Raw genomic sequence first — 25,792 nt, forward strand, 5'->3', positions numbered from 1 at the left:
ATGCCGCCGGCGTGCGGAGCCGGGCGATGGGTCCGCACGCTCCGCGGCCCGGCGCCTCCGTGTCAGGCGGGTAGCTCGAGCCCCTGTTCGGCGGCGCGGCGCGCCACCTCCTCGGGGAAGACGTTGCGCAGCAGGTACAGGTCCCGGCCGATGACCCAGCCGGGGGCGAGGGCGGTGGCGTAGCGCTCGAAGTAGCCGAGCTGCTTGCCGAACAGCACCAGTTCCTCCGGGCTGGCGATCCCCCACTGCTTGCCGAGCCGGATCAGCGCGACGATGAGGTCGCTGAGCCGCAGCTGTCCCAGGTCGCGCCCGAGGATCGGAGCGAGCGCCTGCGCCACCTGGCGGCCGATCTCGGCGTCGTCGGCGTCGAGCCCGCTGGTGTAGCCGAGTGCGCGGATGCCGCGCGCCACACGGGCGAAGTCCCCGTCGATGGCGGTCGCGCGGAACAGGTCGCGCAGGATGGCGCGCCAGTGCTCGGGCAGCTCACCGACGATGCCGAAGTCCAGGAAGGCGAGACGGCCGTCGTCGAGCAGCCACAGGTTGCCGGCGTGCACGTCGCCGTGGAACGGTCCGTGCAGGACGACCGATTCGATCCATACCTTCACCCCGCGGCGGATGAGCAGACTGGTGTCGATCGCCGAGTCGGCGGGCACCCGGTCCATGGGCACACCGCGGAGCCGTTCCATGCAGATCACGCGCGGGCCGCAGTAGTCCCAGTACACCTGCGGCGTGGTGACGGTCGTGTTGTCCCCGAACGCGCCGATGCACTCCCGGAATCGGCTCTGCCGGTCCGCTTCGACCGCGCTGTTGAGTTCGGTCATCGTGGACGAGTGCAGGTCGCGGATGATGGCGGTGGCGTTGGCGATGCGGAAGAACTCGAACGCCTGCAGCAGACGCGCGCCGACGTAGGCCGCCCGCAGGTCGACGAGCATGCGGTGGGCGATGCCGGGCCGCTGCACCTTCACGACCGCTTCCCGGCCGTCGTGCAAGACGCACGCATGCACCTGGCCGACGGACGCGGCGGCCAGCGGGACGTCGTCGAACCGGGCGAACAGTTCGCCGACGGGATGGCCGAGATCCTCCTCGATCACGGCGCGGGCCCGGTCCGCGGGCACGGGTGCGACGTCGTCGAGGCAGCGCAGGCACGCGTCGGCCAGCGGCCTGGGGAACACCCCGGACGACGACGCCATGAGCTGGCCGAGCTTGACGAATGTGGGACCGAGGATCTCGAACGCATCGACGGTGCCCTCGGCAGCGGCATCGGCGGGGCCGCGGCCGTCGGGCCGCAGCGGCCAGGCGAGCAGTTTCAGCAGGACGCTGACGAGGAGCACCACACCGATGACGACCGTGCGACCGGCCTCGCGCAGGCCGAAACGCTCGAGCGGGGGCATGTCGACATGCAGCGCCGACGCGGGCGGTCCCCCGGCGTACGGGCCTGTCGGTCGGGGCGCGATGTCGGGCACGGGTCACCTTCGTCCTTCTGCCTGCCGGCGGGGCTGTCGGCCGGGGCAGTTACTGGACGGTACCCGGAGTGCACAGATAGTTCGAGACCCTGTTTCCTGTCGGCCCCCGGGACTACGCTCACGCTCGTAACTGCACTTCGGCAGCGACGGGCAGGCGGGGGTACGACATGACGGAGCAGGTTCTCGACTCGCAGGACGACTTTCTGACGCTGGCCGGTCCGTACCGGCGGGAGCTGCTGGCGCACTGTTACCGGATGAGCGGCTCGATCCACGACGCGGAGGACCTCGTGCAGGAGACGTACCTGCGCGCCTGGCGCGGCTACGCGAACTTCGGGGGCCGCTCGTCGCTGCGGACGTGGCTGCACCGCATCGCGACCAACGTGTGCCTGACCGCGCTCGAGGGCAGGTCGCGCCGGCCGCTGCCGACGGGGCTGGGGGCGCCGAGCTCGGATCCGGCCGACGACCTCGTCGAGCGCGGGGAGGTGCCGTGGCTCGAGCCGATTCCCGGCGGGTCCTTCGGCGACGACGGCCGGCCGGACGATCCGACGGACCCGGCGGCGATCGTGACCTCGCGGGAGTCCATCCGCCTGGCGTTCGTCGCGGCGCTGCAGCATCTGTCGGCGCGGCAACGGGCAGTGCTGCTGCTGCGGGACGTCCTGCAGTGGCGGGCGACCGAGGTGGCCGCCGCGCTGGACACCTCGACGGCCGCGGTGAACAGTCTGCTCCAGCGGGCCCGCGCGCAGCTGGAGCAGGCGCAGGTGACGAAGGACGATCTGGTCGAGCCGGAGAGTCCGGAGGCCCAGGCGCTGGTGCGGCGCTGGGTCGAGGGGTTCGAGAAGTACGACATCGATTCGATCGTCGAGATGCTCACCCAGGAGGCGGTGTGGGAGATGCCGCCGTTCGAGGGCTGGTACCGCGGCGCCGAGGCGATCGGAAACCTCATCCGGACGCATTGCCCGGCGAGCGGTCCCGGCGACCAGGTTCTGCTGCCCACGGTGGCGAACGGGCAGCCCGCCCTCGGCCTCTACATGCGAGGCGAGGACGGGCAGCACCATCCGTTCCAGCTGCAGGTGCTCGACGTCGTGGGTGACCGGGTCGTGCATGTGACCGTGTTCTTCGACACCGATCTGTTCGCCCTGTTCGGACTACCCGAGCACCCCTGACGCCGGCCGCTACGCCTGCGCGGACGTCTCGGCCTGCGGTCCCATCGCGGCGGCCGCGGCCTGGACGTCCATCCACATGACCTCCCAGACGTGCCCGTCGAGGTCGCGGAAGGCCCGGCCGTACATGAAGTCGGTCTTCATCTCCTCCGACCCGGCGGTGATCCAGTCGCTGCCACCGGCGGCGAGCGCGGCATCGACGAGGCGGTCGACGTCGTCGCGGCTCTCGGCGGACACGCTCAGGAGCACCTCGCGGGCCGTGGCGGTGTCGCAGATGTCGCCGGTGATGAAGTCGCGGAAGCGCGCCTCCTCGAGGAGCATGACGTAGGTCTGGTCGTTGATCTCGAGGCAGGCGGTGTTGTCGTCGCAGAACATCTCGTTGAAGGTGAAGCCGAGAGCATCGAAGAACGTGCGGGCGGCAGCCACGTCCTTGACGGACAGGTTGGCGAAGAGCATGCGGGACATCTTCAACTCCTTGTGTGTGAGCGGACGGCCGGCACCTCGTGTGAGGTGTCGAGAAGGTAGACCGTCCGGCTCCGGAAAACTCATCGCGCCGGACGGGATCGCCGAAACCCCGGCACGCATCGGAGCGAGAAACTATGCTCGGCGCCCGGTGCTCCGCGCGCCGAGGTGATGGACCATACCCCTGCGGGTATGTATCCTGGCCTCACCCGGCCGACGGAGACGATCGGCCGCCACCGACACCGCGTCCCTCCTCCCTCCCCCCGAAGGCGGGACGTGGCGCCGGGCGTCACACGCCCGGCGCGGACCCCCTGCCCTCCCTCCCCTCGGGCAGGGGGTTTCGTCGTCTCTCGGGTCCGCCTGCACACCGCTCGGAGCGCAGGAACAAATCCCCCGGCCCGTCGGTTAGAGTAGTTGCATAGTCAACTACATGCCGAAGGAGCCCGCCATGCCCGCGGTGACCGTAGACAACATCCTCACCCTGCCCCGCATCCCGGCCCCCGCACCCGACGCGACCGCCCGTCCGGTCCTCGGCGTGCGGACCGCTCCCGTCGGATACGAGGGCGAGGGCTTCCCGGTGCGCCGGGCATTCGCAGGCATCGACCAGCGCTTCCTCGACCCGTTCATCCACATGGACCAGATGGGCGAGGTGCAGTACGCGCCCGGCGAACCAAAGGGCACCCCGTGGCACCCGCACCGTGGATTCGAGACCGTCACCTACATGATCGACGGGATCCTCGAACACAAGGACTCCAACGGCGGGGGCGGCACCATCGGCGGGGGCGACACCCAGTGGATGACCGCGGGCTCGGGGATCCTGCACATCGAGGCGCCGCCGGAACACGTCGTCGCCAGCGGCGGCCTCTTCCACGGCGTGCAGTTGTGGGTGAACCTGCCCCGGAACCACAAGATGGCGCAGCCGCGATACCAGGACATCGCCGGCAGCCACGTAGCCCTGGCCTCCTCGCCCGACGGCGGCGCCCTCGTCCGCGTCGTCGCCGGTGAGATCGGCGGTGTCCGCGGCCCGGGCGTGACCCACACCCCGATCGCCCTCGCACACCTGACCGTCGCGCCGGGCGCGTCGGTGACCCTGCCCTGGCATCGCGAGTACAACGCGCTCGGCTACGTGCTCGCCGGGGACGGCACCGTCGGCGCCGAGCACGCCCCCATCCGGGCGGGACAGACCGCCGTGTTCGGCCCGGACGGCGACAGCGTCACGTTCACCGCCGACCGCACCCAGGACTCGCGCACCGCGTCCCTCGAGGTGTTCCTGCTCGGCGGACGGCCGATCCGCGAGCCCGTCGCGATGTACGGGCCGTTCGTGATGAACACCAAGGCCGAGATCATCCAGGCGTTCGAGGACTTCCAGGCGGGACGTCTCGGGACCATCCCGGCCGGGCACGAACAGCTGCCCTGACGCTGCGCCGACGCGCTCGTACCCTGAACCCGCCGCACCTCACCGAGGAGAATCCATGACCGACGCCACGACTCTCGACATCCGGCGCGCCGAGGACCGGCTGACGACGAACATCTCCTGGCTCGACTCGAAGCACTCGTTCTCGTTCGGCCACCACTACGACCCGGACAACACGCACCACGGGCTGCTGCTGGTCAACAACGACGACACGGTCCTGCCCGGTCAGGGCTTCGACACGCATCCGCACCGCGACATGGAGATCGTGACCTGGGTGCTGCGCGGCAGCCTCGTGCACCAGGACTCGATCGGGCACTCGGGCGTCATCTATCCGGGCCTGGCACAGCGGATGAGCGCCGGAACGGGCATCCTGCACTCGGAGAAGAACGACTCCTGGCGGTTGCCCGGCGCCACCGGCGTGCACGCCGCGGAGCACGCCGAGCTGGTCCGCTTCGTCCAGATGTGGGTGGTGCCGGACGAATCGGGCATCACCCCCGGTTACGAGCAACTCGAGATCGACGACGAGCTCATGCGCGGCGGCCTGGTGCCCGTCGCCACCGGCATCCCCGAGCACCGCGATCACGCCGCCATCCGCATCCACAACAAGTACGCCGGGTTGTCGGTCGCCCGCCTGCAGCCGGGCCGGCCGGTCGTCCTGCCCGATGCCCCCTACCTGCACCTCTTCGTCGCCCAGGGCACAGCCGAGCTCGAAGGCGCCGGAATCCTGCGGGAGGGCGACGCCGTGCGGCTGACCGGCTCCGGCGGACAGCGGGTCCACACCGACACGGCCGCGGAAATCCTCGTGTGGGAGATGCACGCCCGCATCGGCTGACCGGGGTGGGCGCAACGCCCGGCCCCGACCTCGGTACCGTGACCGAGCGAACCCTCGCTCCGCTCGACCTCAGGATGTCGCCGTGACCGTCACCGCCCCCGAAACCGATCGTCTCAACGCCTTCATGGGCATCGACACCGTGAGCGGGGAGCCGGGCACGGTGTCGTTCCGCCAGCCGCTGGGCGCCCGATTCGTCGACCACCGCGGCCGCACCACCGTCGATCCGTCGGCGTGTTCACCGACGTCCTTCTCGGCGCCGCCCCGCACCTCGTGTGGCGCGGGCAGGGCCGCGACACCCGGTCCGTCCTGAGCCAGCTCAGCGCCTCGACCGCGAATCCGATGCCGGCCCGGGGGGCTCTGCACGGCACCGGCCGCGCCGTCCACGTGGACGACGCCACCGCGTTGAGCACCGCGCAGATCTGCGACGACGCAGGCGATCTGGTGATCCAGCTGACGGGACGGTCGATGGTCGTGGATCGTCCCGCCGTGTTCGACGCGTTCGCGGACGCGTCCGGACTGGTCCGGCCCGCACCCGAACCCTGGACGGACCCTTCGGAACTCGCCGAGCGCACCGGCCTCGACACGGTCTCCGGCATCGCCGCCGGAACCGTGGCCCGGGGCCCGCTCGCCGGGCTGCTCGATCTGCGCGTCGGCGCCGTCGAGAAGGGACGCGTCGCCGCGGTCGTACCACCCGCGGAATGGATGGCCAATCCGATGGGCGCCGTGCAGGGTGGGGTCCTGGTCTCCGTCGCCGGCACCGTCGCCGAACTCGCGGCGCAGACCCTCACCGCTGCCGGACAGGAGTACCGGTTGCTGAACCTGACGCTCGACTACCTGCGCTCCCCCGCGGCACCCGGCCCCGACCTTCTCGTCGAGGCCCGGGTCACCCGGGCCGGCCGACGGCTCGCCTCGATCGACACGCATCTCACCGCACCCGACGGCGCGGTCCTGGTCCGGGCCCAGGCGAGCGTGCAGCTGCTGGCGCCCTGACGACGGCTCACGAGCGCGGCCGGACGGAGGACCGGTGACGGAACGGGCGTCGGCCGTCAGGCCGCCCGCCGTGCGACGACGACGCCCGCGGCCCCGAGCCGCGGGAACCGCATGTCCGAGATGGGGGTGACACTGCCGAGGCGGTTGGTGACGAAGGCGATGGACAAGCCCGTCTCCGGATCGGCGAACGCGCCGGAGCCGCCGAAGCCGAAGTGACCGATCGACTGCAGCGGCTGTTCCCGCAGGGCGACCCAGCCCGGGTGGTAGCCCAGCCGCCAGTTGGGGCGGATACCGAGCACGTAGTCGCGGCGCCGGGTCTGCACCTCGAGGACCTGCTCGAGGGTTTCCGCCTTCAGCAGCCGCGCTCCGTCGAGTTCGCCGCCGTTCGCCAGCGCCCCGTACATCCGGGCCAGCGCGCGGGCGGTGAAGACCCCGTTCCATCCCGGCATCACCGCGTCGTGCGCGGCGGGGCTGCGGGCCAGCTCGTCGAAGCCTTCGGCCATGCCCGCCTCGGCGACGCCACGCAGCCCGGGCAGCCGCGACAGCACGGTGCCGGTGACCGCCCACGGCGCGGGGGTCGGGTTCAGCCGGGGGAAGACCCGGGCGATCCGGTGCCGCTCGTCCTGCGGCACGTGGAACCAGAATTCGCGCAGACCGAGCGGGCCGGCGATCTCCTGCTCGACCAGCTCGGTGAAGGACAGGCCGGTCACCCGGATGGCGATCTCGGCGACGAGGTTGCCGTAGGTGACGGCGTGATAGCCGGGGCCGGCGAGCCGCCGCGGGTCCGGCACGGAGGCCGCCAGCGCGGCCGCCACCGCATCGGAGTCGAGCAGCCCGAAGCGTCCCGGGACGAGGCCCCGCGCGCGGTGCAGACCGGCGCGGTGGGACATCAGTTCCCGGACGGTGATGGATTCCTTTCCGGCGGCCCCGAACTCGGGCCAGTACGTCGCGACGGGTTCGTCGTAGTCGACGAGCCCGCGCTCGGCGAGCCGGTGCAGCACGGTGCTCGCGACGCCCTTGCCCGTGGAGAACGACAGCGCGACGGTGTCGTGGGTCCACCGCTTGTCCCGGGACGCCCAGCCCGCCCAGATGTCGAGCACCGGCTCGCCGTGCAGGTACGCCGCGAGCGCCCCGCCGCCGTTCCGGGTGTCGCGGAACATCTTGAAGAAGCGGTCGGCGACCGGCAGGAAGCGTGGGTCGACGATCATCTCGGTCGGGGGGTGCTCGCCGTCCACCCGCTTGGCCGCTCCGGCATCGGAACTCATCACGCCACTCCTACCGCAGTCTCCAACTCCGACAGAGACCGCTCCGTCAGAGGTATCAACGTCGCGATGTCCGGTATTGCTTCCCCGCCGGCCACATATCCGAAACCGATCCGGTCGGCATACGAGCACACCGTGACGTTGAGGGCCATCCCGTCGTAGACGATCGAGACGGGGTACATCTCCTCGAGGTGGGCGCCGTTCCAGTACAGCTCGGTGCGCGGACCGGGCACGTTGGAGATCGGCAGGTTGTACCCGGGCCGCAGCCCCGGGTCGAACGGAAGCATCGGGGCGAGGATGGTCGGCAGGATGCTCGGTGCCGTCACCACCAGCGACGGCACCGGCCCCAGCGCTGCGACGCGGTCCTTGGCGACCTGCATCGAGCGGTGGATCAGCCGCAGCCGGTCGGCCGGGTCGGCGAGATCGGTGCCCAGCGTGCACACCGCCGTTCCGAACGCATTGCCCGCCGTCGCGCCGTCCTGCCGTCCGCGCACCGAGACCGGGCAGATCGCCACGAGGGAGTCGCCGGGTGGTTCGTCGTGCGCGCCGAACCACGAGCGCAACGCCCCGGCCACCACGGCCGTGACGACGTCGTTGCCGGTCACGCCCGCAGCGCGCTCGATCGCGCGCAGTCGCGACTTCGGCCAGCCGGCGGCGACGAAGGCGCGTCCGGCTCCGAGTGGACCGTTGAGCCGGGTGCGGGGCGCCCCGAACGGCAGCACGGTGGTGTCGGTGGTCAGACCCTGCACCGTGGCCCCGACCTGCCCCTTGACCGTCCGGCGAACCAGGCCCACACCGGAGGTGAGCGCCCCGAGGACCGAACGGGCCAGGCCGAGCGGCGTCGGAAGGCCACCGGGCGCGGCGTCGGGCCGCGGGTGCCCGCCGGTGGCGAAGAACGGGGACATCGACCGGCGATCGGGGTCGGGCGACATCGACTCCTCGATCATCCGCAGGCCCGCGATCCCGTCGAGCACCGCGTGGTGGACCTTCGTGTAGAGCGCGAACCGGCCGTCGGGAAGGCCGTCGACAAGGTGGGCCTCCCACATCGGGCGGGAGCGGTCGAGCGGTTCGGCATGCAGCTTCCCCACCAGCTGCCACAGCGCGTCCCGTCCGGCGCCGGGCGGCAGCGACGCCCGCCGCACGTGGTAGCTCAGATCGATGTCGTCCACGTCGCGCCAGGCCCACCACCCGCCGGTGTCCACACCCCGGTGCGCCCGGCGTCGCAGCACCGGATCCACCTCGTCGCCCCGGCCGAGCGCGTCCCGGTAGGCGTCGTCGACGAATCGGGAGCCGGCGTCCTCGGGTGGGTTCAGGATCAGCACCACCCCGACGTGCATGGGGTTCGCCAGCAGCTCTGCCGTCATGAGAACCGCGTCGATCGGGTCCATCAGACCCACTCGCCCACCCCGCTTCCACGTGTCTGTGTGGCTTCGGTCACGGTAACTCGAGCGCGGCGTGTCGCGGGCGGAGACGGCCCGTCGCCCGTACGCAGGCCCGTGCCGGGTGCGGGGAATGGGTGTAAGGATGGACGGCATGACCATCGTGGAGCATCCCCGGGCCCGACACTCGGGCATCGACCTGACCCACCTCGACGAGCGCACCCGAGCGCAGGACGATCTGTTCGAGCACGTCAACGGCCGCTGGCTCGCCGAACACGAGATCCCCGCCGATCGTGCCCTCGACGGCGCATTCCGCACCCTGTTCGACAAGGCCGAGGTCGACGTCCGCACCCTCATCGAGGAGGCGGCCGCGTCCTCGGCCGAGCCGGGCACCGACGCGCAGCGCATCGGTGACCTGTACGCCAGCTTCATGGACACCGAGACCGTCGAGGCGGCGGGCCTGGACCCGATCGCCGGCGAACTGGCCGCCGTGGCGGACGCCGCGGACCGGAACGCGCTCGCGGCGGTGCTCGGCCGGTTGCAGCGCGTCGGGATCGGCGGCGCCGTCGGGCACTACGTGGACACCGACGCGAAGAACTCGGCGCGCTACCTGATGCACACGACGCAGTCCGGTCTGGGCCTGCCCGACGAGTCGTACTACCGCGAGGACGGTCACGCCGAGATCCGGGCACAGTACGTCGCGCACATCGGGCGCATGTTCGAGCTCGCCGGCATCGGGTACGACCCGCAGCGGGTGCTCGACCTCGAGACCCGCCTGGCGGCCGGGCACTGGGACGTGGTCAAGCGGCGCGACGCCGACCTGTCCTACAACCTGGTGACGTTCGAGGCGCTGACGTCCGAGCGACCCGGTTTCGACTGGCGCGGCTGGATCGGCGCGCTCGGGGCCACCGAGGAACAGTGGGCCGAGATCGTGGTCCGCCAACCGGGCTTTCTCGACACGTTCGCGCAGCTGTGGGCCGAGGCGGCCCTCGACGACTGGAAGGCCTGGGCCACCTGGCGGGTCCTGCACTCCCGCGCGCCGTACCTCACCGAGAAGCTCGTCGACGAGAACTTCGCGTTCTACGGCCGCACCCTCACCGGGGCGCAGGAGATCCGCGACCGGTGGAAGCGCGGCGTGGCGCTCGTCCAGGACCTGCTCGGCGAGGCTGTCGGCAAGCTGTACGTCGAACGGCACTTCCCGGCCGAGGCCAAGGACCGCATGCAGCAGCTCGTCGCCAACCTGCAGGAGGCGTACCGGCGCAGCATCGCCGAGCTCGAATGGATGAGCCCGCAGACCCGTGAGGCGGCGCTGCGCAAGCTGGAGAAGTTCACGCCGAAGATCGGCTACCCCGACAAGTGGCGCGACTACTCGGCCGTGACCGTCGCCGCGGACGACCTGGTCGGCAACTACCGCAGCGGCTACGCCGCCGAGTACGACCGTGACCTGGCCAAGCTCGGCGGCCCGGTGGACCGCGACGAGTGGTTCATGACACCGCAGACCGTGAACGCCTACTACAACCCGGGCATGAACGAGATCGTGTTCCCCGCCGCGATCCTGCAACCGCCGTTCTTCGATCTGCATGCCGACGACGCCGCCAACTACGGCGGGATCGGGGCCGTCATCGGGCACGAGATCGGGCACGGCTTCGACGATCAGGGCGCCAAGTACGACGGCGACGGCAATCTCGAGAACTGGTGGACCGACGACGATCGCACCGAGTTCGGTAAGCGCACCGCGGCACTGATCGCGCAGTACGACGAGTTCGAACCGAAGGGACTCGCCGGGCACCGCGTCAACGGCAGCTTCACCATCGGCGAGAACATCGGCGATCTCGGCGGGCTGTCCATCGCGCTGAAGGCGTACGAGATCGCGCTCGACGGAGCCGAACCGCCCGTGATCGACGGCCTCACGGGCCTGCAGCGGGTGTTCTTCGGCTGGGCGCAGGTGTGGCGGACCAAGGTCCGCGACGAGGAGGCGCTGCGCCGGCTCGCCGTGGACCCGCACTCCCCGCCGGAGTTCCGCTGCAACGGGGTGGTGCGCAACATCGACGCCTTCTACGAGGCGTTCGACGTGCACCCCGGCGACGAGTTGTATCTCGACCCGGCGCAGCGCGTGCGGATCTGGTGAGCCGGACGCCGGTGCGCCGCGCCCCCCGACGGGGCGGCGTACCGGCGTCCGACTAGGAACGCGAGGACTGTGGTACGGATACCCCGCGCGAGCCGAACCAGGCCAGCGGGTCCATCTTGGCGCCGCCCGGCTGCCACACCTCGAAGTGCAGGTGCGGCCCGGTGGACTGGCCGCGGTTGCCCATCGTGGCGATCACGTCGCCCGCCCGTACCTGCTGGCCGACCGACACGAGCGACTGGTCGATGTGCCCGTAGACGCCGATCGTGCCGTCGTCCTGCTGGATGCGCACCCATAGTCCGAAGCCGGAGGCGGGGCCGGATTCGATCACGGTGCCGTCGGTGACCGACTTGATCGGCGTGCCGATGGCGTTGGCGATGTCGATGCCGTTGTGCGCCGTTCCCCAGCGGGGCCCGAACCCGGAGGTCAGCGCCCCGATGGTGGGGAAGACGGCACTCGGGCGGCTCGCGAGTTCCTGCGCGATCCGCTCGGCTTCCTCCCGGGCGAGGCGCTCGGCTTCACGCCGGCGCTCCTCGGCCTCCGCGGCGAGGCGGGCGGTCTCGCGCTCGGCGGCGCGCTGCAACTGGTCGACGTACCGGTCGGTGCCGGCGTCCGGGAATTGCAGCACCTGCGGTGCGGTCGAGAGCCCGACGGTCGGCTGCTGCCGCTCGGAGGCGGCCTCGGCCCGGGGCTGCCCGGGGGCGGCCTGGGCCGCGGCGCTGCCGGCCGCGAGCACGGCGCCGACCGCCAGGGGAATGGTCAGCAATCGACGCGCGGGCCCGGTCCGGGTCGAGCGTCGGTGTGCCCCACGCCGAGGCGCTGCGGGTTCGAGTGTTTCGCTGAAGTTGTCACCATCGGGGCGGGCGTACGGGGCCAAACTGCTGTCCTCGACGTTCGAGTAGTCCGTTCAATAACGGATTGGTCACGGTCGAGTCACAGATTAGCGCATGCTAGCGGCTGTGGGTAGCGCCTCCTACCTGACCGAATGTCACATCCGGTCGGTTCCGCGACCCGAATGTGACATTCGGTCCACAGCGGCCGGCTCCCGCCGGGGGCCGCCTCGCTCAGCCGTCCGCCACCTGACGCGACGACCCGCCGTCGGAAGCCCGGGTGCGGGCCCGCTCGGCCAGCACCGTGTCCAGCCAGTCGAACATCCGCTGATCGGTGAGAGCGCGGGCGAGGGGCTGGCAGTGGAAGTTGGCGCCCTCCGCAGCGGTGAAGGCGACGAGTTCCGTCACCCCCGGCAGCCCGTCCGCGAGCCGGCGGGACTGGCCGGGCCAGAACTGCTCGTCCTCCGGGTCGGTGACCAACAGCGGCGTCGTGATCGAGCCGGCGAGGTCGCCGAGCCGGTACTTCAGCACCTCGGTGAGGGTGTCGAAGTACGAGTCCATCCGACGGTAGGGGCGCGCCCGGAACCGCCAGGTGCGTTCGAGCCGGCCCGACAGCCGCATGCCGAAGGCCATGTCACGGTCGAACTTCTCCCGGTCGCCCTTTTCGAGCAGCTCGATCATGTTCTTCGGCATGTGGGCGAGCCACGACGCGGCCACGTCGACCACACCCGGGTCGGCGATTGCGGCGGCGATCCGGTGCTCGAAGGCCAGTGCGCGCGGAACCCAGTATCCGCCCTGGCTGATCCCGTAGAGGGCGATGCGCGAGTCGTCGACCTCCGGGTATCGGAGGAGGAAGTCCACGATCGGGGTGATCACCGCCTCCCAGTCGTGCCGGAACGGCACGCCGCGCTCGAACAGCATGGACTGCTGGCCCGGTCCGTCGAAGAACAGCACGTTGTAGCCGCGCGCCAGGGCGCCGGCCCCGGCGGCGGTCCACAGGCTGCTGATCGGTCCGTCGCTGCCGTTGTTCAGGATCAGCGTGGGGCGGGGCTCGCGGGTCTCCTCACCGAGCGGACGGAGCAGGTAGCCCGGCAGGAAGCCGTCCTCGTAGGGAATGTCGACCCGTTCGGCCGGGTGCGGGGTGGTCTCGACGAACCGGTCCCACGCCGCCCGATGCTGCCGGAACGTCGGCAGCAGCGGGCCGTCGTCGCCCAGCCCGTCGACGGAGTTGACCGCGGTGGCGAAATACGTTGCCGCACGCAGGTATGCGCCCGCGGCACTGACCGCGTGCCCGGCCTCGGCGGAGGCATCGGCGAGGCGTCGGACGCGAGTGCCGAGCGCAACCCAGGCGTCGAACCACTTCTCGTGGTCCTTCTCGCCGAGCGGGGCGATCGTGGCGAGCACTTCGCCGACGTCCGCCGCGCCGTGCACGGCCTGCCCGAGCAGGAAGCGGACGTCGAAGTCGAAGTCCTCGTCGCGGTAGAAACCTGCCGTGAACGCCTGGTGGGGATGCGCGAAGAAGGATGCGGGCATGTGAGCTCCCTCGGGCGGTGGCGGGGCACACCCACCGTACGCCCGAACCGGTCGTCCGGCTCGATTTCCGGTCACAGGCGGTGCAGTGCGACCTCGCCCAGTGCGCCGTCGGCGACGGCGGCGGTCATGAAGGAGCAGAACGGTTGTCGCCGGCGGTCCGTCGGCGACCCCGGGTTCAGCAGCCGCAGCCCCGTGGCCGTGGTGGTGTCCCACGGGATGTGGCTGTGCCCGAACACCAGGACGTCGGTGTCCGGATACGCCGCCGACATCCGCCGGTCGCGGCCCGCCGAGGCTCCGGTCTCGTGGACGACCGCGAAGCGCACATCCTCCAGCGTCACGCGTGCGATCTCGGGCATCCGGCCCCGCAATTCGGCACCGTCGTTGTTGCCCCAGCACGCGACCAACCGGGCCGCCCGCTCGGACAGGGCGTCGAAGAGGGCGATGTCGACCCAGTCACCGGCGTGCAGCACCACATCGGCGCGGTCGACCTCCTCCCACACCCGCGCCGGCAGGTCCCGCGCGCGGACGGGGACGTGGGTGTCGGCCAGCAGCAGCAACCTCATGCGACCAGTGTGCCGCCCACCGGGACATCCGAGGTTTCGCACGGCTCCCACCGGGCACCCGGCCCCGAGTACGCGACGAACGCATACACGACGAACGATGCCCACGGCGGACGGCGGGCACCACCGGGAGGAACACCATGGCCAACGTCGCCGACGGGATTGTCGACCGGCTCCGGGCCTGGGGCGTGCACCGCGTCTTCGGTTACGCCGGAGACGGTATCGACCCCATCCTGGCCGCGCTCGACCGCGCGGGCGAGCACATCGAACTCGTCACGGCCCGGCACGAGGAGATGGCCGCGTTCATGGCAACCGGCCACGCCAAGTACACCGGCGAGGTCGGGGTGTGCCTGGCCACCCAGGGACCGGGAGCGGTGCATCTGCTCACCGGGCTGTACGACGCCAAACTGGACGGCAAGCCGGTGGTGGCGATCGTCGGGCACGTGGTGACGACGGCCCAGGGCAGCGGCTACCAGCAGGAAGTCGCGCTGCCCACCCTGTTCAAGGACGTGTGCGCCCAGTACGTGCAGACCCTCGACACCCCCGAACAGCTCGGCGCGGTACTCGACAACGCGTTCCGCACCGCCCGGGCGACCTCGAGCCCGACGTGCGTGATCGTCCCGCACGACGTGCAGCAGGCGGGCGTCGCGGAGGACGAGCACACGCACGGCGTGGTTCCCAGCGCCGCGACGGTCGCGGTCCCGCGGGTCCTGCCCACCGACGCCGACCTCGACCGGGCCGCCGACCTGCTGAACTCCGGGCAGCGGATCGCGCTGCTCGTCGGCCAGGGCGCATACGGTGCGGCCCGGGAGATCGACGAACTCGCCGACCTGCTCGGTGCGGGGGTGACGACGTCGCTGCTCGGCAAGCCGGTGATCGACGAGTCCCGGGACTGGGCCTGTGGTGTCATGGGGCATCTCGGCACCACCGCCGCGGCGGACCTGACGGCCGGCTGCGACACCCTGCTGATCGTGGGCAGCAACGACCCGTGGACGGAGTTCTATCCCGCTCCGGGCCAGGCGCGGGCCGTGCAGATCGACATCGAGGCCCGCAACCTCGGTGCCAAGTACCCCGTCGAGGTGCCGCTCGCCGGAGACGCCCGCGAAACCCTGCATGCCCTGCTGCCGCGGCTGCACCGGACCGACCGTCCGTGGCGCCGCGATGTCGAGCAGATGGTCCGGACCTGGCGGCGGATCGCCGCCGCACGATGCGCGGAGCCCGCGGACGGGCTCGATCCGCAGGCGGTCGTCGCGGCCCTGTCCGATCACCTCCCACCCGACGCCCAGGTGGCCGTGGATGTCGGCTCGGTCGTGTACTGGTACGCCCGGTTCCTGCGACTGCCACCGGGGGTGCCGGCACACCTGTCGAGCACCCTCGCCTCGATGGGGTCCGCGATGCCGTACGGGCTGGCCGCCAAGCTCGCCCACCCGGATCGCCCGGTGGTCGCGCTGGCCGGGGACGGCGCCATGCAGATGAACGGCATCTCGGAGCTCATCACTCTCGCCCACCGCTGGCGTGACTGGGCCGATCCCCGCTTCGCCGTCCTCGTCCTCGACAACGGCGACCTCACCGAGGTGTCCTGGGAGCAGCGGGAAATGGAGGGCGACGCCCGCATCCCCGCCTCGCAGACCGTCCCGCCGTTCCCCTACGCCGACTACGCCCGCCTGCTCGGTCTCGAAGGCATCCGGGTCGATCGGCCCGAGGACGTCGACGAGGCATGGCGCACCGCCCTGACCGCCGACCGTCCGGTGCTGATCCAGGCGGTCGTCGACCCGGCCACCCCGCTGCTGCCACCGCGTGCCTCCGCCGACAAGGTCAAGACGATGCTCGACGCCCTCGAGCGGGAGGGCGCCCACACGGCCGCACAGCGGCTGCGCCGGCAGCGCGAGCAGGAAACAGCGAACTGACCTCGGCGGTCGGACGAGGTTCCACCTCGGCGGTCAGACGAGGTTCCACCTCGGCGGTCAGACGAGGTTCCACCTCGGCGGTCAGACGAGGTTCCACCTCGGCGGTCAGACGAGGTTCCACCTCGGCGGTCAGACGAGATTTCGCGGGATCCGGCGGTGCCAGTTCTGCGAGTGGACCCGATTCTCCACCGGCCGCGGATCGACGTCCGGATTTCCCAACTCGAACGCGTCCAGTCGCGCGTCGATGATGAATTCGTCTGCCGTGCAGCGCAGCACGGTGTTCGTCGTGATCTCGGTACGCCAGTCGCCGCGTTCGAGGCGGCGCACGGTCCGCGTCTCGCCCCGTACGGAATCGACGTCGTTGCCCCGGAAACTGAACCATTCGGTGGTGGCGCGGCGGACCGTCGTGCCGACGTCGTCGAGCAGGATCGTGCCCTGATCGTTCTCGATCTCGAGGGTGGAGACCCCGGTCGCCAGATCCCGTTCGACCTTCCAGTGGTGCCTGCCCGGTTCCAGGTGCGTCGCGGGCGCCTCGGGAGCAACCTCGGGGGGACCGAACGCTCGTAGTCTCTCGTCGTCCCCGGGACGCTGGGGGCGGTGGGGCAGCGTCAGGGTGCTGGTTCCCGTATTCACCGTCAGCATCACAGGTTCCGGCGACGGCCATGCCAGCGGCCAGTACGACGAGGACACGGACAACCGGATGCGATGGCCGGCGGGGAACGAATGCGCCATTCCGTTGAGCGGGACACGCACGTGATACGTCCGGCCCGGCTCGAGGGGTTGCGGGTCGCCGCTGCCGTCGCGGTGGGTGAGATTCAGCAGGCCGTAGGTGACGCGGGTGGCCTCGCCGTTCGGCGCCACATCCGACAGACGCGCCGCCACCATCGCATTGGGCCGGTCCGCCGACACGTCCAACTCGAGCGTCGGCAGCCCGAACACCTCGAAGGTGTCGCCGAGCGGTTCGGTCTCGAACACCAGCGATCCGCCGTCGTCCTCCCGCTGATCGCCCGGCAGGTCCGGCGTCGCGGCATACGAGGCCCACTTGCCGGCGAACATGCCCACGCTGAGCGGCGACTGCAGCCGGATCCGATGGTGATCGGCTTCCTCGGCGGGCTTGTCGGACAACGAATGCCGGGTCAGGGTGTATCGCCGGTCCTCGATGTTCGGGGACGGCCAGCACGGTTCCGACACCCAGCGACCGGGCCGGTCCGCGTACGACGGCTGCGGCGGGATGCTGTCCTGCATCCAGGCCCGCAACACCGGCTCGTCCATGATCCCGGTGTCGCGGCCCTTGAGCCAGTGGTCCCACCAGCGGACGAGTTCCTGCAGGAACCCGATCGCCGGCCCGGGCACGCCCAGGTGCGGATACCGGTGCCCCCACGGGCCGATCAGACCGAGACGTGGAACGTGGAGATGCTCGAGCAACCGGAAGATCGCGTTGGTGTAGCCGTCGGCCCAGCCGCCCACCGCGAGCACCGGACACTCCACGTCGCCGTAGTTCTCGTTCACCGACGCGCGCTTCCAGTAGTCGTCGCGGTGCTGATGCCCGAGCCACTTCTCGATCCACAATCCGCTGCCGGACAGGCGCTCGTGCCACATCTCCCGCCACCGGTCACCGACGATCGCCGGATCCGGGGGCAGGCTGTTGAACGCGAACATCACCGTTGCCTCGGACAGGTTGTCCGAGAGCAGGCATCCGCCCATGTAGTGCATGTTGTCGACGTACAGATCCTCGGTGGCGGAGGCACTGACGATCGCCTTGAGCGCCGGCGGGCGGCGGGCGGCCACCTGCAGGCTGTTGAACCCGCCCCACGAGATGCCCATCATGCCGACGTTGCCGTCGCACCACGGCTGTTCGGCGAGCCACGCGATGACGTCGCAGGCGTCGTCGTGCTCGGCGTCCAGATACTCGTCGGCGAGCACCCCGTCGGAGTCGCCGCTGCCGCGCATGTCCACGCGCACGGACACGTAGCCGTGCCCGGCGAGATAGGGATGGTTGAGGGCATCCCGCGCCCGGGTCAGGTCCCGCTTCCGGTACGGGATGTACTCGAGCACCGCCGGGAGCGGTTCGTCGGTGATCGGTTGCCATATCCGGGCGGCTAGACGCGCGCCGTCGCGCATGGGAATGAACACGTTCTCGACGTCTCGCACCTCGTACGGGAACGACTCGACCGTGTGCACTAGGTGACCTCCTCGAATTCGAAGGGCAGTGCCTCGAGGCAGTCGCGGTACCGCTGCTCCAGTTCGTCGTGACCGGAAGCGCCGAGGTAGAGGGTGGCGAGCTTGTACCGGTAGGCGTCCTGGTTGGGCAGGTCCGACAGCCGGGTGCCGGGCCGCACATCGATCCGCACGACCGTACCGGGGAAACGTGCCTGCAGCGCGGCGATCTCACTCTCGCTCGGGACGCGGGTGACGATGCCGTCGTCGTAGCGGGGCACCATGCACTGGGCCGCCACCGCGAACTCGCCCTGCCGGTGCGGCATCCGCGGCCGGCGGCCGAGGGCGACGTCGATGGCCACCGCGTGGTTGGACGCTCCGTCCACCTTCGCGAACAGGTCGCTGTGCGACTGCGAGATGCGGGTGTTCACCTCGATGAGCCACAGTTTGCCCGTGTCGGCGTCCCACATGAATTCGGAGTTGAAGCAGCCGTTGTCGTAACCGGTGTGCCGCAGATAGCGCTCGGTGACGTCGATCATCTGCTGCTGCACCTCGGGCGGGACGGTGCGCGCGGGATAGTCGAGATGATCGAAGCTGTGGCCGGCCTCGTCCTTGCGCATGTCGAACACGCCGTGCACCCCGAACTCCCCTTGGAAGATCGACCCTTCCGGTGCAGCCTGCGTCCCGGTGACGATCTGTTCGGCCAGGCAAGTGCGTGCGCCCGCGGCACGCGCCTCCGCCGGGACGTCCACGTGAGCCAGCGCCTGGTCGAAGGGACTCGCGATGCGGCCGATCTCCTCTCGGATGCGGGCGGTGGCGGAGGCGAACTCCTCGGCGTTCGAGACCTCGAATCCCAGCTGGGACGAGTGCGCCTTGATCGGCTTGACCCAGAACGGGAACGGGACGTCGATCTTGTCGAGTGCCTCGGGGTCGAAGGGATCGAAGGCGTCGAAGGCCGGCACACACTCGGGCACGACCTCGCGTTGCAGGATGCGGCTCCACAGCTTGTGTTCGCTGCGGATCACACTCTCGAGGCTCGGGGACGGCAGACCGCGTTCGGCCGCGAGAACGGGCACGAGCACGCTGGTCGGAAAGTCCCAGTGGGCGATGATCGCGTCGACACTGCCCTCGAAGGAATCGAGCTCCTTGTCCGCTCTCTCGAGCAAGGCGTCGAAGTCGAAGCTGTCGGCGGAGACCAGCGACTCGTAGTCGAGCAACCCGTGGAGGGTGAACCCTTCGGGAACCTCGACGGTGCCGAGCTCTCCGCGCTGCAGATCGGTCAGTCCGGGTACGAAAATGTTCTTACTCATCGTGAACGGGCTATCCCCGTCCGGTCGCCCCGAAACCTCGGCCGTCCGTTCGGACCGTATTGCGGAGATCGTCGGACTTCGTGCCGCGACGGTCGACGGCCGGTTCGGGGACAACTCGTCGATGCGGGTATACCGGCGGCCGGCTCGGGGTATGTCTTCCCGACAGCAACGGAGGACAGCGCAGTGGATCGGTACATGAGGGCTTCGTTCGATCAGCAGTTGCGCGATCTCACCGATCGGCTCCGGGGCCTCGCCGAACTCGCGGCGAAGGCGCTGGAGCTGTCGACACGCGCGCTGCTCGACGGCGACGTCGTCGCGGCCGAGGAAGCGCTCGACCTCGGCGAGGACATCGAGACATTGCACACGGAGTGCAGCGAGCGGGCCGTGGCGATCCTCGCGTTGCAGCATCCGGTGGCCGGGGATCTCCGGTTCGTGTTCTCCGCGGTGCGCATGAGCAGCGATCTGGCGCGTATGGGCCAGCTCGCCCTGCACATCGCGCGCGCAGCCCGGCGCCGCACCCCCGGCGAGCTCGTCCCCGATCAGGTCCGGGGCGACATCACCCGGATGGGTGAGCTCACGGCCACGATGGTCCGCGCCCTGTGCGATGCCTTCCGCGAGCCGAAGCTGGAGCCGGCCTCGCAGATCCGGAGCACCGACGCAGAACTCGACCTCGTCCACGCCCGCGTCCTCGGGACCCTGCAGGACCCGTCCTGGACGCACGGCGTGACCCCCGCCGTCGACCTCGCCCTGGTGGCACGCTTCTACGAACGCTTCGGTGACCAGGCCGTGGACGTGGCCGAACGGGTCGTCTTCCTGATCACCGGACGTCGCCCCGACGGCGATCCAGCTCTACCCGGGCGGCCCTGAGAATGTGCCCGGGCCGGTCCGGGTTCACGGTCCGTTCGAGGTCGGCGACGAACTCCTCCACGCGCTCCGTGGGCCACGATTCCAGGCCCCGGCCCGTGCGCTCGGGGTAGGCGGCATGGACGACGTCGAGGATCCGGTGCGCCAGCCGGCTCGCGTCCGCCACGTCGAGACGGTGGGTCGTGCCGTTCAGTGTGACGTCCAGCCCGTCGCCGGTGTCGGTCACGGCAAAGGTGGTCATGTGCGCCTCCTGTGCTCCCCCGCGTGAGGTTACTCGAGACGACCACCCGCCGACCACCGATGACGTGTCGGCGCCCGGCGAGTGGGTACTCGCCGGTCATGAGCATTCCCGCACACGAGCGGCTCGCGATCGTCACCGGTGCCGATTCCGGAATCGGCAAAGCCACGGCCGAGGCGCTGGCGTCGGAAGGATTCGACGTGGGCATCACGTTCCATACCGACGACGCCGGCGCCCGGAACACCCGGGAGGGGATCGAGGAGCGCGGCCAGCGCTGCTTCGTCGTCCGCCAGGATCTGACCAGTCCGGACACCGCCGACGTCGTCGACACGCTCGCCGAGAAGCTCGGCGGGCTGGGTGTTCTGGTCAACAACGCCGGAACCGGGCACATGGACCGGGTCCTCGACCTCGGCTACGAGACGTGGCGCGAGGTGCTCGCGACGGACCTCGACGGTCCGTTCCTGTGCGCCCAGCGCGCGGCCCGCCGGATGATCGCCGGTGGCCGCGGGGGCCGGATCATCAACGTCACGAGCGTGCACGAGCACATCCCCCGGCTCGGGGCCGCCGCCTACTGCAGCGCCAAGGCCGGCCTGGGCATGCTCACCAAGTGCCTCGCGCTGGAGCTGAGCCGGCACGGGATCCTCGTCAATGCGGTTGCGCCCGGCGAGATCTCGACACCGATGACGGGCATGGACGAGTCGCAGGCGTTTCACGAGGACCGTCCCGGAAATCCGGTCGGCCGGCCCGGGCACGTCCACGAAGTCGCCTCGGCCATCGCGTTTCTCGCCTCGCCGCGCTCGTCGTACCTCACGGGCGGTTCGATCCCCGTCGACGGCGGGCTGATGCTCATGGCCGCGCACGGTCACGACATGACCGAGGAGAGCTGGCGCGAGATCTGACGTCACACCGGCTCGACGTCCGGCAGCCGCCACGTCCTGTCGAACCACGGTGCGAGGGGACCGTACAGCCGGAACATGGCCCACCAGCTCTTGCCGGGCACGGTCTGGATCCAGTTGTGGCCGTCCTCGGGCTGCTCCGGACCGAAGTGGATGTCGACGGAACCGTCGTCGTTCGTGGTGAAATCGCGGTCCTGGCTCGTCACCGACGGCCACTCCTGCCCGGTCTGCAGCATGGACCGGGTCTGGGTGTCGTAGACGAGGACCGACCAGAAATCGGCTGCCGGAACGTCCGCAGGGACGCGGAGCCGGTAGGCGCTTCCGCCGTCGAACGGGGCCCCCTCGGAGTCGACGCAGGCGACGACGTACTGGGAGCCGGCGCCGACCTTCTCGACGTCCTCTGCCGGACTGATGCCGATGACCGAGAAGTTGAACTGCGCGGCCGCGTCGAGCAGGGCGACCCCGTCCTCCTCGAACCGGTGGCCGCCGAGGAAGATGGCGCGCCAGGCACCGCCCGGGTGGCGGTAGGCCGCAGGCTCCCGGAACCGGTAGGTGAGGGCGCGACCGGTGGCGTCGCCCACCGCGGCGGCCTCGGTGAGGATCGCCCGCATGCGCTCGTCGGGGTCGAACGGCCGGCCACGCCGGATGCCGATCGAGGCGAAGAATCCGAGGGTGAGCGGATCCGACGACTCGGCCGGCTCGGACTGCACCACCTCGTCGAGCATTTCCCACGCCCGGAAGTCGGCGGGCGGGACGCCGACCATCGGTTCCGGCGACACGTTCACGAACCGCATGGACGGTGGACGATCGGCGAGGGCGAGAGGGTAGGCCCGGGTCCGGGCCTTGACGACCTCGACGGCGGGGTGGGGATCGCCGTGCTCGTCGAGGAAACCCCGCGCGAACAGCACCATCCCGAAGCTGTCGGTCCGCACCACGAAGTAGCCGTCGGGGACCTCACCGTCGTAGCCCGGGGGCAGCAGCAGGTAGGCGCCGCCCTCACCCTTGTCGGGGCCGGACACGCCGACGTCGGCCACCCAGCGTCCCCAGCTGTCGTTGATCGCCCCCAGCACACCGGGCGGCGCCTCGACCACGAGCGGACCGTCGCGCAGGTCGATCCAGATGGCGGTGTAGGAGGTACTCGTGTTCGCCGTGAGCCAGACGGTGCACGGGTGCATCAGGTCTTCGAAGACGTACGCCGTCGAATTGACCGGGCCCCACTTCAGCAGGGCCGTGCGCATTGCTTGTATGTTCAGCACCGGCAGAGCCAGCAGGTATGCCTGGACGGCGCGCTGGAAGTCCAGGTTGTCGAACAACGTCCGGACCGTCGCGTCGTCCGGAACGCCGTCGAAGAACCGCAAGGTGCCCACCCGGGTGTGCACCTGGTCCGGCGACTCGATGCCGGGCGGGATGGGGGTTGCCTTCGTCATCGCCGGCCTCCTCGTCACGATGCCCGACTCCGACGCTACGAATCCCTGCACCGGCCCTCAAGGGCCGAAAGCCCACAGTTCGGCCCCTGCCCGTCGTTCGCCCCTGAGGATCGGCGTTCGGTGACGCCGCAGCGTAGGCGGTCCCGCTCGTGTCGCCGGGCTCGGATCCGAGGCCGCCGGGAGGAGGGACGACGGGTGCTCTCACACAAGCTTCACATTCCGGAACGGGAAGTCTTCACCGACGGTGCGTTGACTCGGTGGGGAGAGAAAGGTGGTGCCGGCAATGAACACACGGCGCAGGACTGTGGCCGCACTCGCGGCAGGGGTGGCGATCGGAATCGCCGGATTCGGAACGGCCGTTGCGACCGCCCAAGCGCCCGAGGGCAATACGAGCGGCGGTGCGCTGTCCACGCAGGAGCAGTCCGATCTGGTGGCGATGCGCGAGGAGAAACGGCTGGCGCGAGATCTGTACCAGCAGTTCGCGCAGAAGTGGGGGGTGCAGACCTTCGAGCGCATCTCCGACAGCGAACAGCGCCACTACGATGCCGTCGGCGGTCTGCTCGACCGGTACGGCGTGAGCGATCCGTCGGCCGGGCTCGCGGCGGGAACCTACGGCGACTCTCGACTGCAGGGCGCCTACGACAGTTGGCTGGCCCGCGGTCTGACCTCCGTCGAGGAGGCGTACGCGGTCGGCGCCGAACTCGAGGCCGCCGATATCGCCGAGTTGTCCCGCGCGATCGATGTCAGCGACGAGGACGCGATCGACCGCGTGTACGGCAGGCTGCGCACCGGTTCCGAGCATCACCTGCAGGCCTTCCAGGCAGCCGCGGCCGGCGAGGAGCTACCCGGCGGCCAGGGGCAGGGGCAGGGGCAGGGGCACGGCCAGGGGCACGGCCAGGGGCAGCAGGGGCACGGCCAGGGGCCGCAGCACCCGGAGTAACATCTGGCAGCCGGCTCGCTGTCGGAGTGCAGCCCGCCGGGAACCTACGGCACGCGGGCCGGTCCGACTCGGACCGGCCCGGCGTCAGTCTCCGGCCGGATGGCGGTTTCGGGTGGGCAACTGCAGTGTGAACCGTGATCCGTGACCGCGGCCGGGGGACTCGGCGGACAGGTCGCCGCCGTGGGCGCGGGCGATTCCCCGGCTGATGGTCAGGCCTATGCCCGAACCTGGATCGTGCTCCTGCCGGCGCCGGGACGGAACACGGTAGAACCGCTCGAAGATCCGTTCCACATCGTCGGGCTCGAGTCCCTCGCCGGTATCGGTGACGGTCACGGTGGCGACGTCCCGACCGGCGGTGACGTCGATGCTCACCCCGCCGGTCTCCGTGGCGGCCAGGGCATTGCCGAGCAGATTGGTCAGCACCTGCGTGATCCGGTCGGCATCTGCCCACACCACGACCGGGCGGGACGGCGGGAGTACGGTCACGGTCAGGCCGGCGTCGTCGAACTGGGGGCGCAGCCGGCCCGCGACCTGGGTCACCAGCCCGTACAGGTCGACCTCGACCGGCTGCAGGTCCAGCCGGCCCTCCTCCGCCCGGGACAGGGTGGACAGATCGTCGGCGAGCCTGCGCAGTCGACCCACCTCGGCTTCGATCCGGACCAGCTCTGCCGGCGCGAAGACCCCGTCGAGGACGCCCTCGGCGTAGCCGTCGATCACGGTCAGCGGGGTGCGCATCTCGTGCGCCACCTCCGACAGCAGCCGGACCCGCCGGGCTTCCGTGTCGGCGAGTCGGACGGCGAGATCGTTGACGTCGCCGGCGACCGCGGCGAGTTCGGACTCCGGCGGCACCGGGATACGGTGCCGGTAGTCACCGGTGGCGATTGCCCGGGTACCCGACCGCACCGACCGCAGCGACCGCAGCAGGCGGCGGGACGCCAGCAGACCCAGCGCGGCGGCCGCGATCACTCCGGCGAGCACCCCGAGCAGCAATGCCGTCGTCACGGCATCGGACACGACCTCCCGCAACGGCCCAGACCCGTTCGCACGACCGCGGCCGTTGCCGGGGCCGGCGGCGCGTTCTTCGAACAGCGCCGGTGCCGCGGCGCGGACGACGGCGAAGGTGACGAGCGCTCCGACCACCGCCACCAGCACGTGGGAGACGAACAGTCGCATCGTCAGGCTCGGCACCGGGAGCCGGAGACCGCGGTTCACCGGTCGACCTCGCTCGCGGCCACGAACTTGTAGCCGACACCGCGGACCGTCCCGATGAAACGAGGGGCGGTGGCATCGTCGCCGAGCGCCCGGCGGATGCTGCGGATGTGCACGTCCACGACCCGCTCGTCGCCGAAGAAGTCTCCGCCCCAGACCTTCTCGAGCAGCTGCCGCCGCGAGTACACCCGGCCCGGGGCCTGCGCCAGGGCCAGAAGCAGATCGAACTCGAGCGCGGACAGTTCCACGGGCATGCTGTCGACCGTCACCTCCCGGGTCTCGGGGTCCACCGTCAGACCGGCGGCCACGACCCGGGAGGGCGCCCCGCCGGTGCCGCGGGCGCGGCGCAGGACGGCACGGACGCGGGCCGCGACCTCGCGAGGCGCGAACGGTTTGGTGATGTAGTCGTCGGCGCCGACCGCCAGTCCCACCAGCTTGTCGACCTCCTCGGCGCGGGCAGTGACCAGCACGACGTACACGTCCGAGAACCCGCGGATCCGGCGCAGCACCTCGAGGCCGTCGAGATCGGGAAGGCGGATGTCGAGCAACACCAGGTCGGGGCGGCGGGACTGCACCGATGTCAACGCTTGTGAGCCTGTTGCGGCTTCGATGACGTCGTAGCCGTCCGCCTCCAGATAGCCGCGCAGGACACGACGGATGTGAGGTTCGTCGTCGACGACGAGGACGCTGTGGGGCACCGTCTCCCCTTTCGATCCGACGGACCGGTTCGGCCGGGCGTCCGGACAGCTGTGGACAGGAGGGTCCGTCGAGGTGTTCGACGGGCAGACCGAGGGTAATCCAGCCGTGCAGTCCTCCGTGGAGTTGCCGTCGCAC

The 25,792-nt window shown here is 70.6% G+C and carries 23 protein-coding genes; 10 read left to right on the top strand and 13 right to left on the bottom strand.

Annotated elements, in window-relative coordinates; genetic code table 11:
- Window positions 1–62: 62 nt before the first annotated feature.
- The gene (locus QNA09_RS20205; protein ID WP_010593598.1) at window positions 63–1,463 is read right to left on the bottom strand and encodes an AarF/ABC1/UbiB kinase family protein; all 1,401 of its coding nucleotides are present in this window, start codon (window positions 1,461–1,463) and stop codon (window positions 63–65) included.
- Between the two features lie 167 nt (window positions 1,464–1,630).
- Between QNA09_RS20205 and QNA09_RS20210 the strand changes: the two genes are divergently transcribed.
- Window positions 1,631–2,626: a sigma-70 family RNA polymerase sigma factor gene (locus QNA09_RS20210; protein ID WP_010593599.1), complete on the top strand. Its 996-nt coding sequence runs from the start codon at window positions 1,631–1,633 to the stop codon at window positions 2,624–2,626.
- A 9-nt stretch (window positions 2,627–2,635) separates the two neighbouring features.
- Here the strand turns inward: QNA09_RS20210 and QNA09_RS20215 are convergent, their stop codons facing one another.
- Entirely contained in the window at window positions 2,636–3,088 is a 453-nt protein-coding gene (locus QNA09_RS20215; protein WP_010593600.1) for a VOC family protein, read from the bottom strand.
- Window positions 3,089–3,533: 445 nt separating this feature from the next.
- Between QNA09_RS20215 and QNA09_RS20220 the strand changes: the two genes are divergently transcribed.
- From QNA09_RS20220 to QNA09_RS20235, 4 genes are all read left to right on the top strand, one after another.
- Window positions 3,534–4,502, top strand: a complete 969-nt coding sequence (locus QNA09_RS20220; RefSeq protein WP_010593601.1) for a pirin family protein — start codon at window positions 3,534–3,536, stop codon at window positions 4,500–4,502.
- Between the two features lie 55 nt (window positions 4,503–4,557).
- On the top strand, window positions 4,558–5,331 hold the full coding sequence (locus tag QNA09_RS20225; protein WP_059174328.1) for a pirin-like bicupin family protein: 774 nt from the start codon (window positions 4,558–4,560) through the stop codon (window positions 5,329–5,331).
- A gap of 82 nt (window positions 5,332–5,413) precedes the next feature.
- The gene (locus QNA09_RS20230; protein WP_308072042.1) at window positions 5,414–5,641 is read left to right on the top strand and encodes a hypothetical protein; all 228 of its coding nucleotides are present in this window, start codon (window positions 5,414–5,416) and stop codon (window positions 5,639–5,641) included.
- Window positions 5,563–6,321, top strand: a complete 759-nt coding sequence (locus QNA09_RS20235) for a PaaI family thioesterase (protein WP_308072043.1) — start codon at window positions 5,563–5,565, stop codon at window positions 6,319–6,321. The genes QNA09_RS20230 and QNA09_RS20235 overlap by 79 nt, the downstream gene beginning before the upstream one ends.
- A gap of 56 nt (window positions 6,322–6,377) precedes the next feature.
- Here the strand turns inward: QNA09_RS20235 and QNA09_RS20240 are convergent, their stop codons facing one another.
- Together QNA09_RS20240 and QNA09_RS20245 are read right to left on the bottom strand one after the other, a co-directional pair.
- Window positions 6,378–7,586: a serine hydrolase gene (locus QNA09_RS20240; RefSeq protein ID WP_017681967.1), complete on the bottom strand. Its 1,209-nt coding sequence runs from the start codon at window positions 7,584–7,586 to the stop codon at window positions 6,378–6,380.
- Window positions 7,586–8,980, bottom strand: coding sequence for a wax ester/triacylglycerol synthase family O-acyltransferase (locus QNA09_RS20245; protein WP_017681968.1), 1,395 nt, complete (start codon window positions 8,978–8,980; stop codon window positions 7,586–7,588). The genes QNA09_RS20240 and QNA09_RS20245 overlap by 1 nt, the downstream gene beginning before the upstream one ends.
- A 136-nt stretch (window positions 8,981–9,116) precedes the next feature.
- Here QNA09_RS20245 and QNA09_RS20250 point away from each other — a divergent pair, with 136 nt between their 5' ends.
- Window positions 9,117–11,090 carry a M13 family metallopeptidase gene (locus QNA09_RS20250; protein WP_017681969.1) on the top strand — a complete coding sequence of 658 codons (1,974 nt, stop codon included), beginning with the start codon at window positions 9,117–9,119 and terminating at the stop codon, window positions 11,088–11,090.
- Between the two features lie 52 nt (window positions 11,091–11,142).
- Here the strand turns inward: QNA09_RS20250 and QNA09_RS20255 are convergent, their stop codons facing one another.
- From QNA09_RS20255 to QNA09_RS20265, 3 genes are all read right to left on the bottom strand, one after another.
- Window positions 11,143–11,853, bottom strand: a complete 711-nt coding sequence (locus QNA09_RS20255) for a M23 family metallopeptidase (protein WP_308072044.1) — start codon at window positions 11,851–11,853, stop codon at window positions 11,143–11,145.
- A 298-nt stretch (window positions 11,854–12,151) separates the two neighbouring features.
- The gene (locus QNA09_RS20260; RefSeq protein WP_102031649.1) at window positions 12,152–13,450 is read right to left on the bottom strand and encodes a S9 family peptidase; all 1,299 of its coding nucleotides are present in this window, start codon (window positions 13,448–13,450) and stop codon (window positions 12,152–12,154) included.
- A gap of 71 nt (window positions 13,451–13,521) precedes the next feature.
- Complete coding sequence (locus tag QNA09_RS20265; protein WP_010593610.1) at window positions 13,522–14,013, bottom strand: metallophosphoesterase; 492 nt, start codon at window positions 14,011–14,013, stop codon at window positions 13,522–13,524.
- A 137-nt stretch (window positions 14,014–14,150) separates the two neighbouring features.
- On the opposite strand from QNA09_RS20265, the gene QNA09_RS20270 reads away from it, so the two are divergent.
- Window positions 14,151–15,917, top strand: coding sequence for a thiamine pyrophosphate-requiring protein (locus QNA09_RS20270; RefSeq protein ID WP_010593611.1), 1,767 nt, complete (start codon window positions 14,151–14,153; stop codon window positions 15,915–15,917).
- 129 nt (window positions 15,918–16,046) lie between these two features.
- On the opposite strand, the gene QNA09_RS20275 is transcribed toward QNA09_RS20270, so the two are convergent.
- Together QNA09_RS20275 and QNA09_RS20280 are read right to left on the bottom strand one after the other, a co-directional pair.
- Window positions 16,047–18,098 carry a CocE/NonD family hydrolase gene (locus tag QNA09_RS20275; protein ID WP_308072045.1) on the bottom strand — a complete coding sequence of 684 codons (2,052 nt, stop codon included), beginning with the start codon at window positions 18,096–18,098 and terminating at the stop codon, window positions 16,047–16,049.
- Window positions 18,098–19,384, bottom strand: a complete 1,287-nt coding sequence (locus QNA09_RS20280; protein WP_010593613.1) for an acetyl-CoA carboxylase biotin carboxylase subunit family protein — start codon at window positions 19,382–19,384, stop codon at window positions 18,098–18,100. Before QNA09_RS20280 ends, QNA09_RS20275 begins: the two co-directional genes overlap by 1 nt.
- A gap of 195 nt (window positions 19,385–19,579) precedes the next feature.
- On the opposite strand from QNA09_RS20280, the gene phoU reads away from it, so the two are divergent.
- Window positions 19,580–20,251 (top strand): phosphate signaling complex protein PhoU, encoded by a 672-nt coding sequence (phoU, locus tag QNA09_RS20285; RefSeq protein WP_048773774.1) that lies wholly within the window; start codon window positions 19,580–19,582, stop codon window positions 20,249–20,251.
- Here phoU and QNA09_RS20290 read toward each other — a convergent pair.
- A complete protein-coding gene (locus QNA09_RS20290; RefSeq protein ID WP_010593615.1) occupies window positions 20,202–20,489 on the bottom strand; it encodes a hypothetical protein in 288 nt (95 codons plus the stop codon). The genes phoU and QNA09_RS20290 overlap by 50 nt on opposite strands.
- A 98-nt stretch (window positions 20,490–20,587) precedes the next feature.
- Between QNA09_RS20290 and QNA09_RS20295 the strand changes: the two genes are divergently transcribed.
- Window positions 20,588–21,385: an SDR family oxidoreductase gene (locus tag QNA09_RS20295; protein ID WP_010593616.1), complete on the top strand. Its 798-nt coding sequence runs from the start codon at window positions 20,588–20,590 to the stop codon at window positions 21,383–21,385.
- Between the two features lie 2 nt (window positions 21,386–21,387).
- On the opposite strand, the gene QNA09_RS20300 is transcribed toward QNA09_RS20295, so the two are convergent.
- Window positions 21,388–22,809: a DUF1254 domain-containing protein gene (locus tag QNA09_RS20300; RefSeq protein WP_048773727.1), complete on the bottom strand. Its 1,422-nt coding sequence runs from the start codon at window positions 22,807–22,809 to the stop codon at window positions 21,388–21,390.
- Between the two features lie 283 nt (window positions 22,810–23,092).
- Between QNA09_RS20300 and QNA09_RS20305 the strand changes: the two genes are divergently transcribed.
- Window positions 23,093–23,749, top strand: a complete 657-nt coding sequence (locus QNA09_RS20305) for a DUF2202 domain-containing protein (protein ID WP_308072046.1) — start codon at window positions 23,093–23,095, stop codon at window positions 23,747–23,749.
- Window positions 23,750–23,833: 84 nt separating this feature from the next.
- On the opposite strand, the gene QNA09_RS20310 is transcribed toward QNA09_RS20305, so the two are convergent.
- Complete coding sequence (locus QNA09_RS20310) at window positions 23,834–24,961, bottom strand: cell wall metabolism sensor histidine kinase WalK (protein ID WP_017680769.1); 1,128 nt, start codon at window positions 24,959–24,961, stop codon at window positions 23,834–23,836.
- Complete coding sequence (locus QNA09_RS20315) at window positions 24,958–25,656, bottom strand: response regulator transcription factor (RefSeq protein WP_010593620.1); 699 nt, start codon at window positions 25,654–25,656, stop codon at window positions 24,958–24,960. The genes QNA09_RS20310 and QNA09_RS20315 overlap by 4 nt, the downstream gene beginning before the upstream one ends.
- Window positions 25,657–25,792 lie beyond the last annotated feature (136 nt).

The sequence above is a fragment of the Rhodococcus sp. AH-ZY2 genome (assembly GCF_030916465.1).
GTDB lineage: Bacteria > Actinomycetota > Actinomycetes > Mycobacteriales > Mycobacteriaceae > Rhodococcus > Rhodococcus ruber.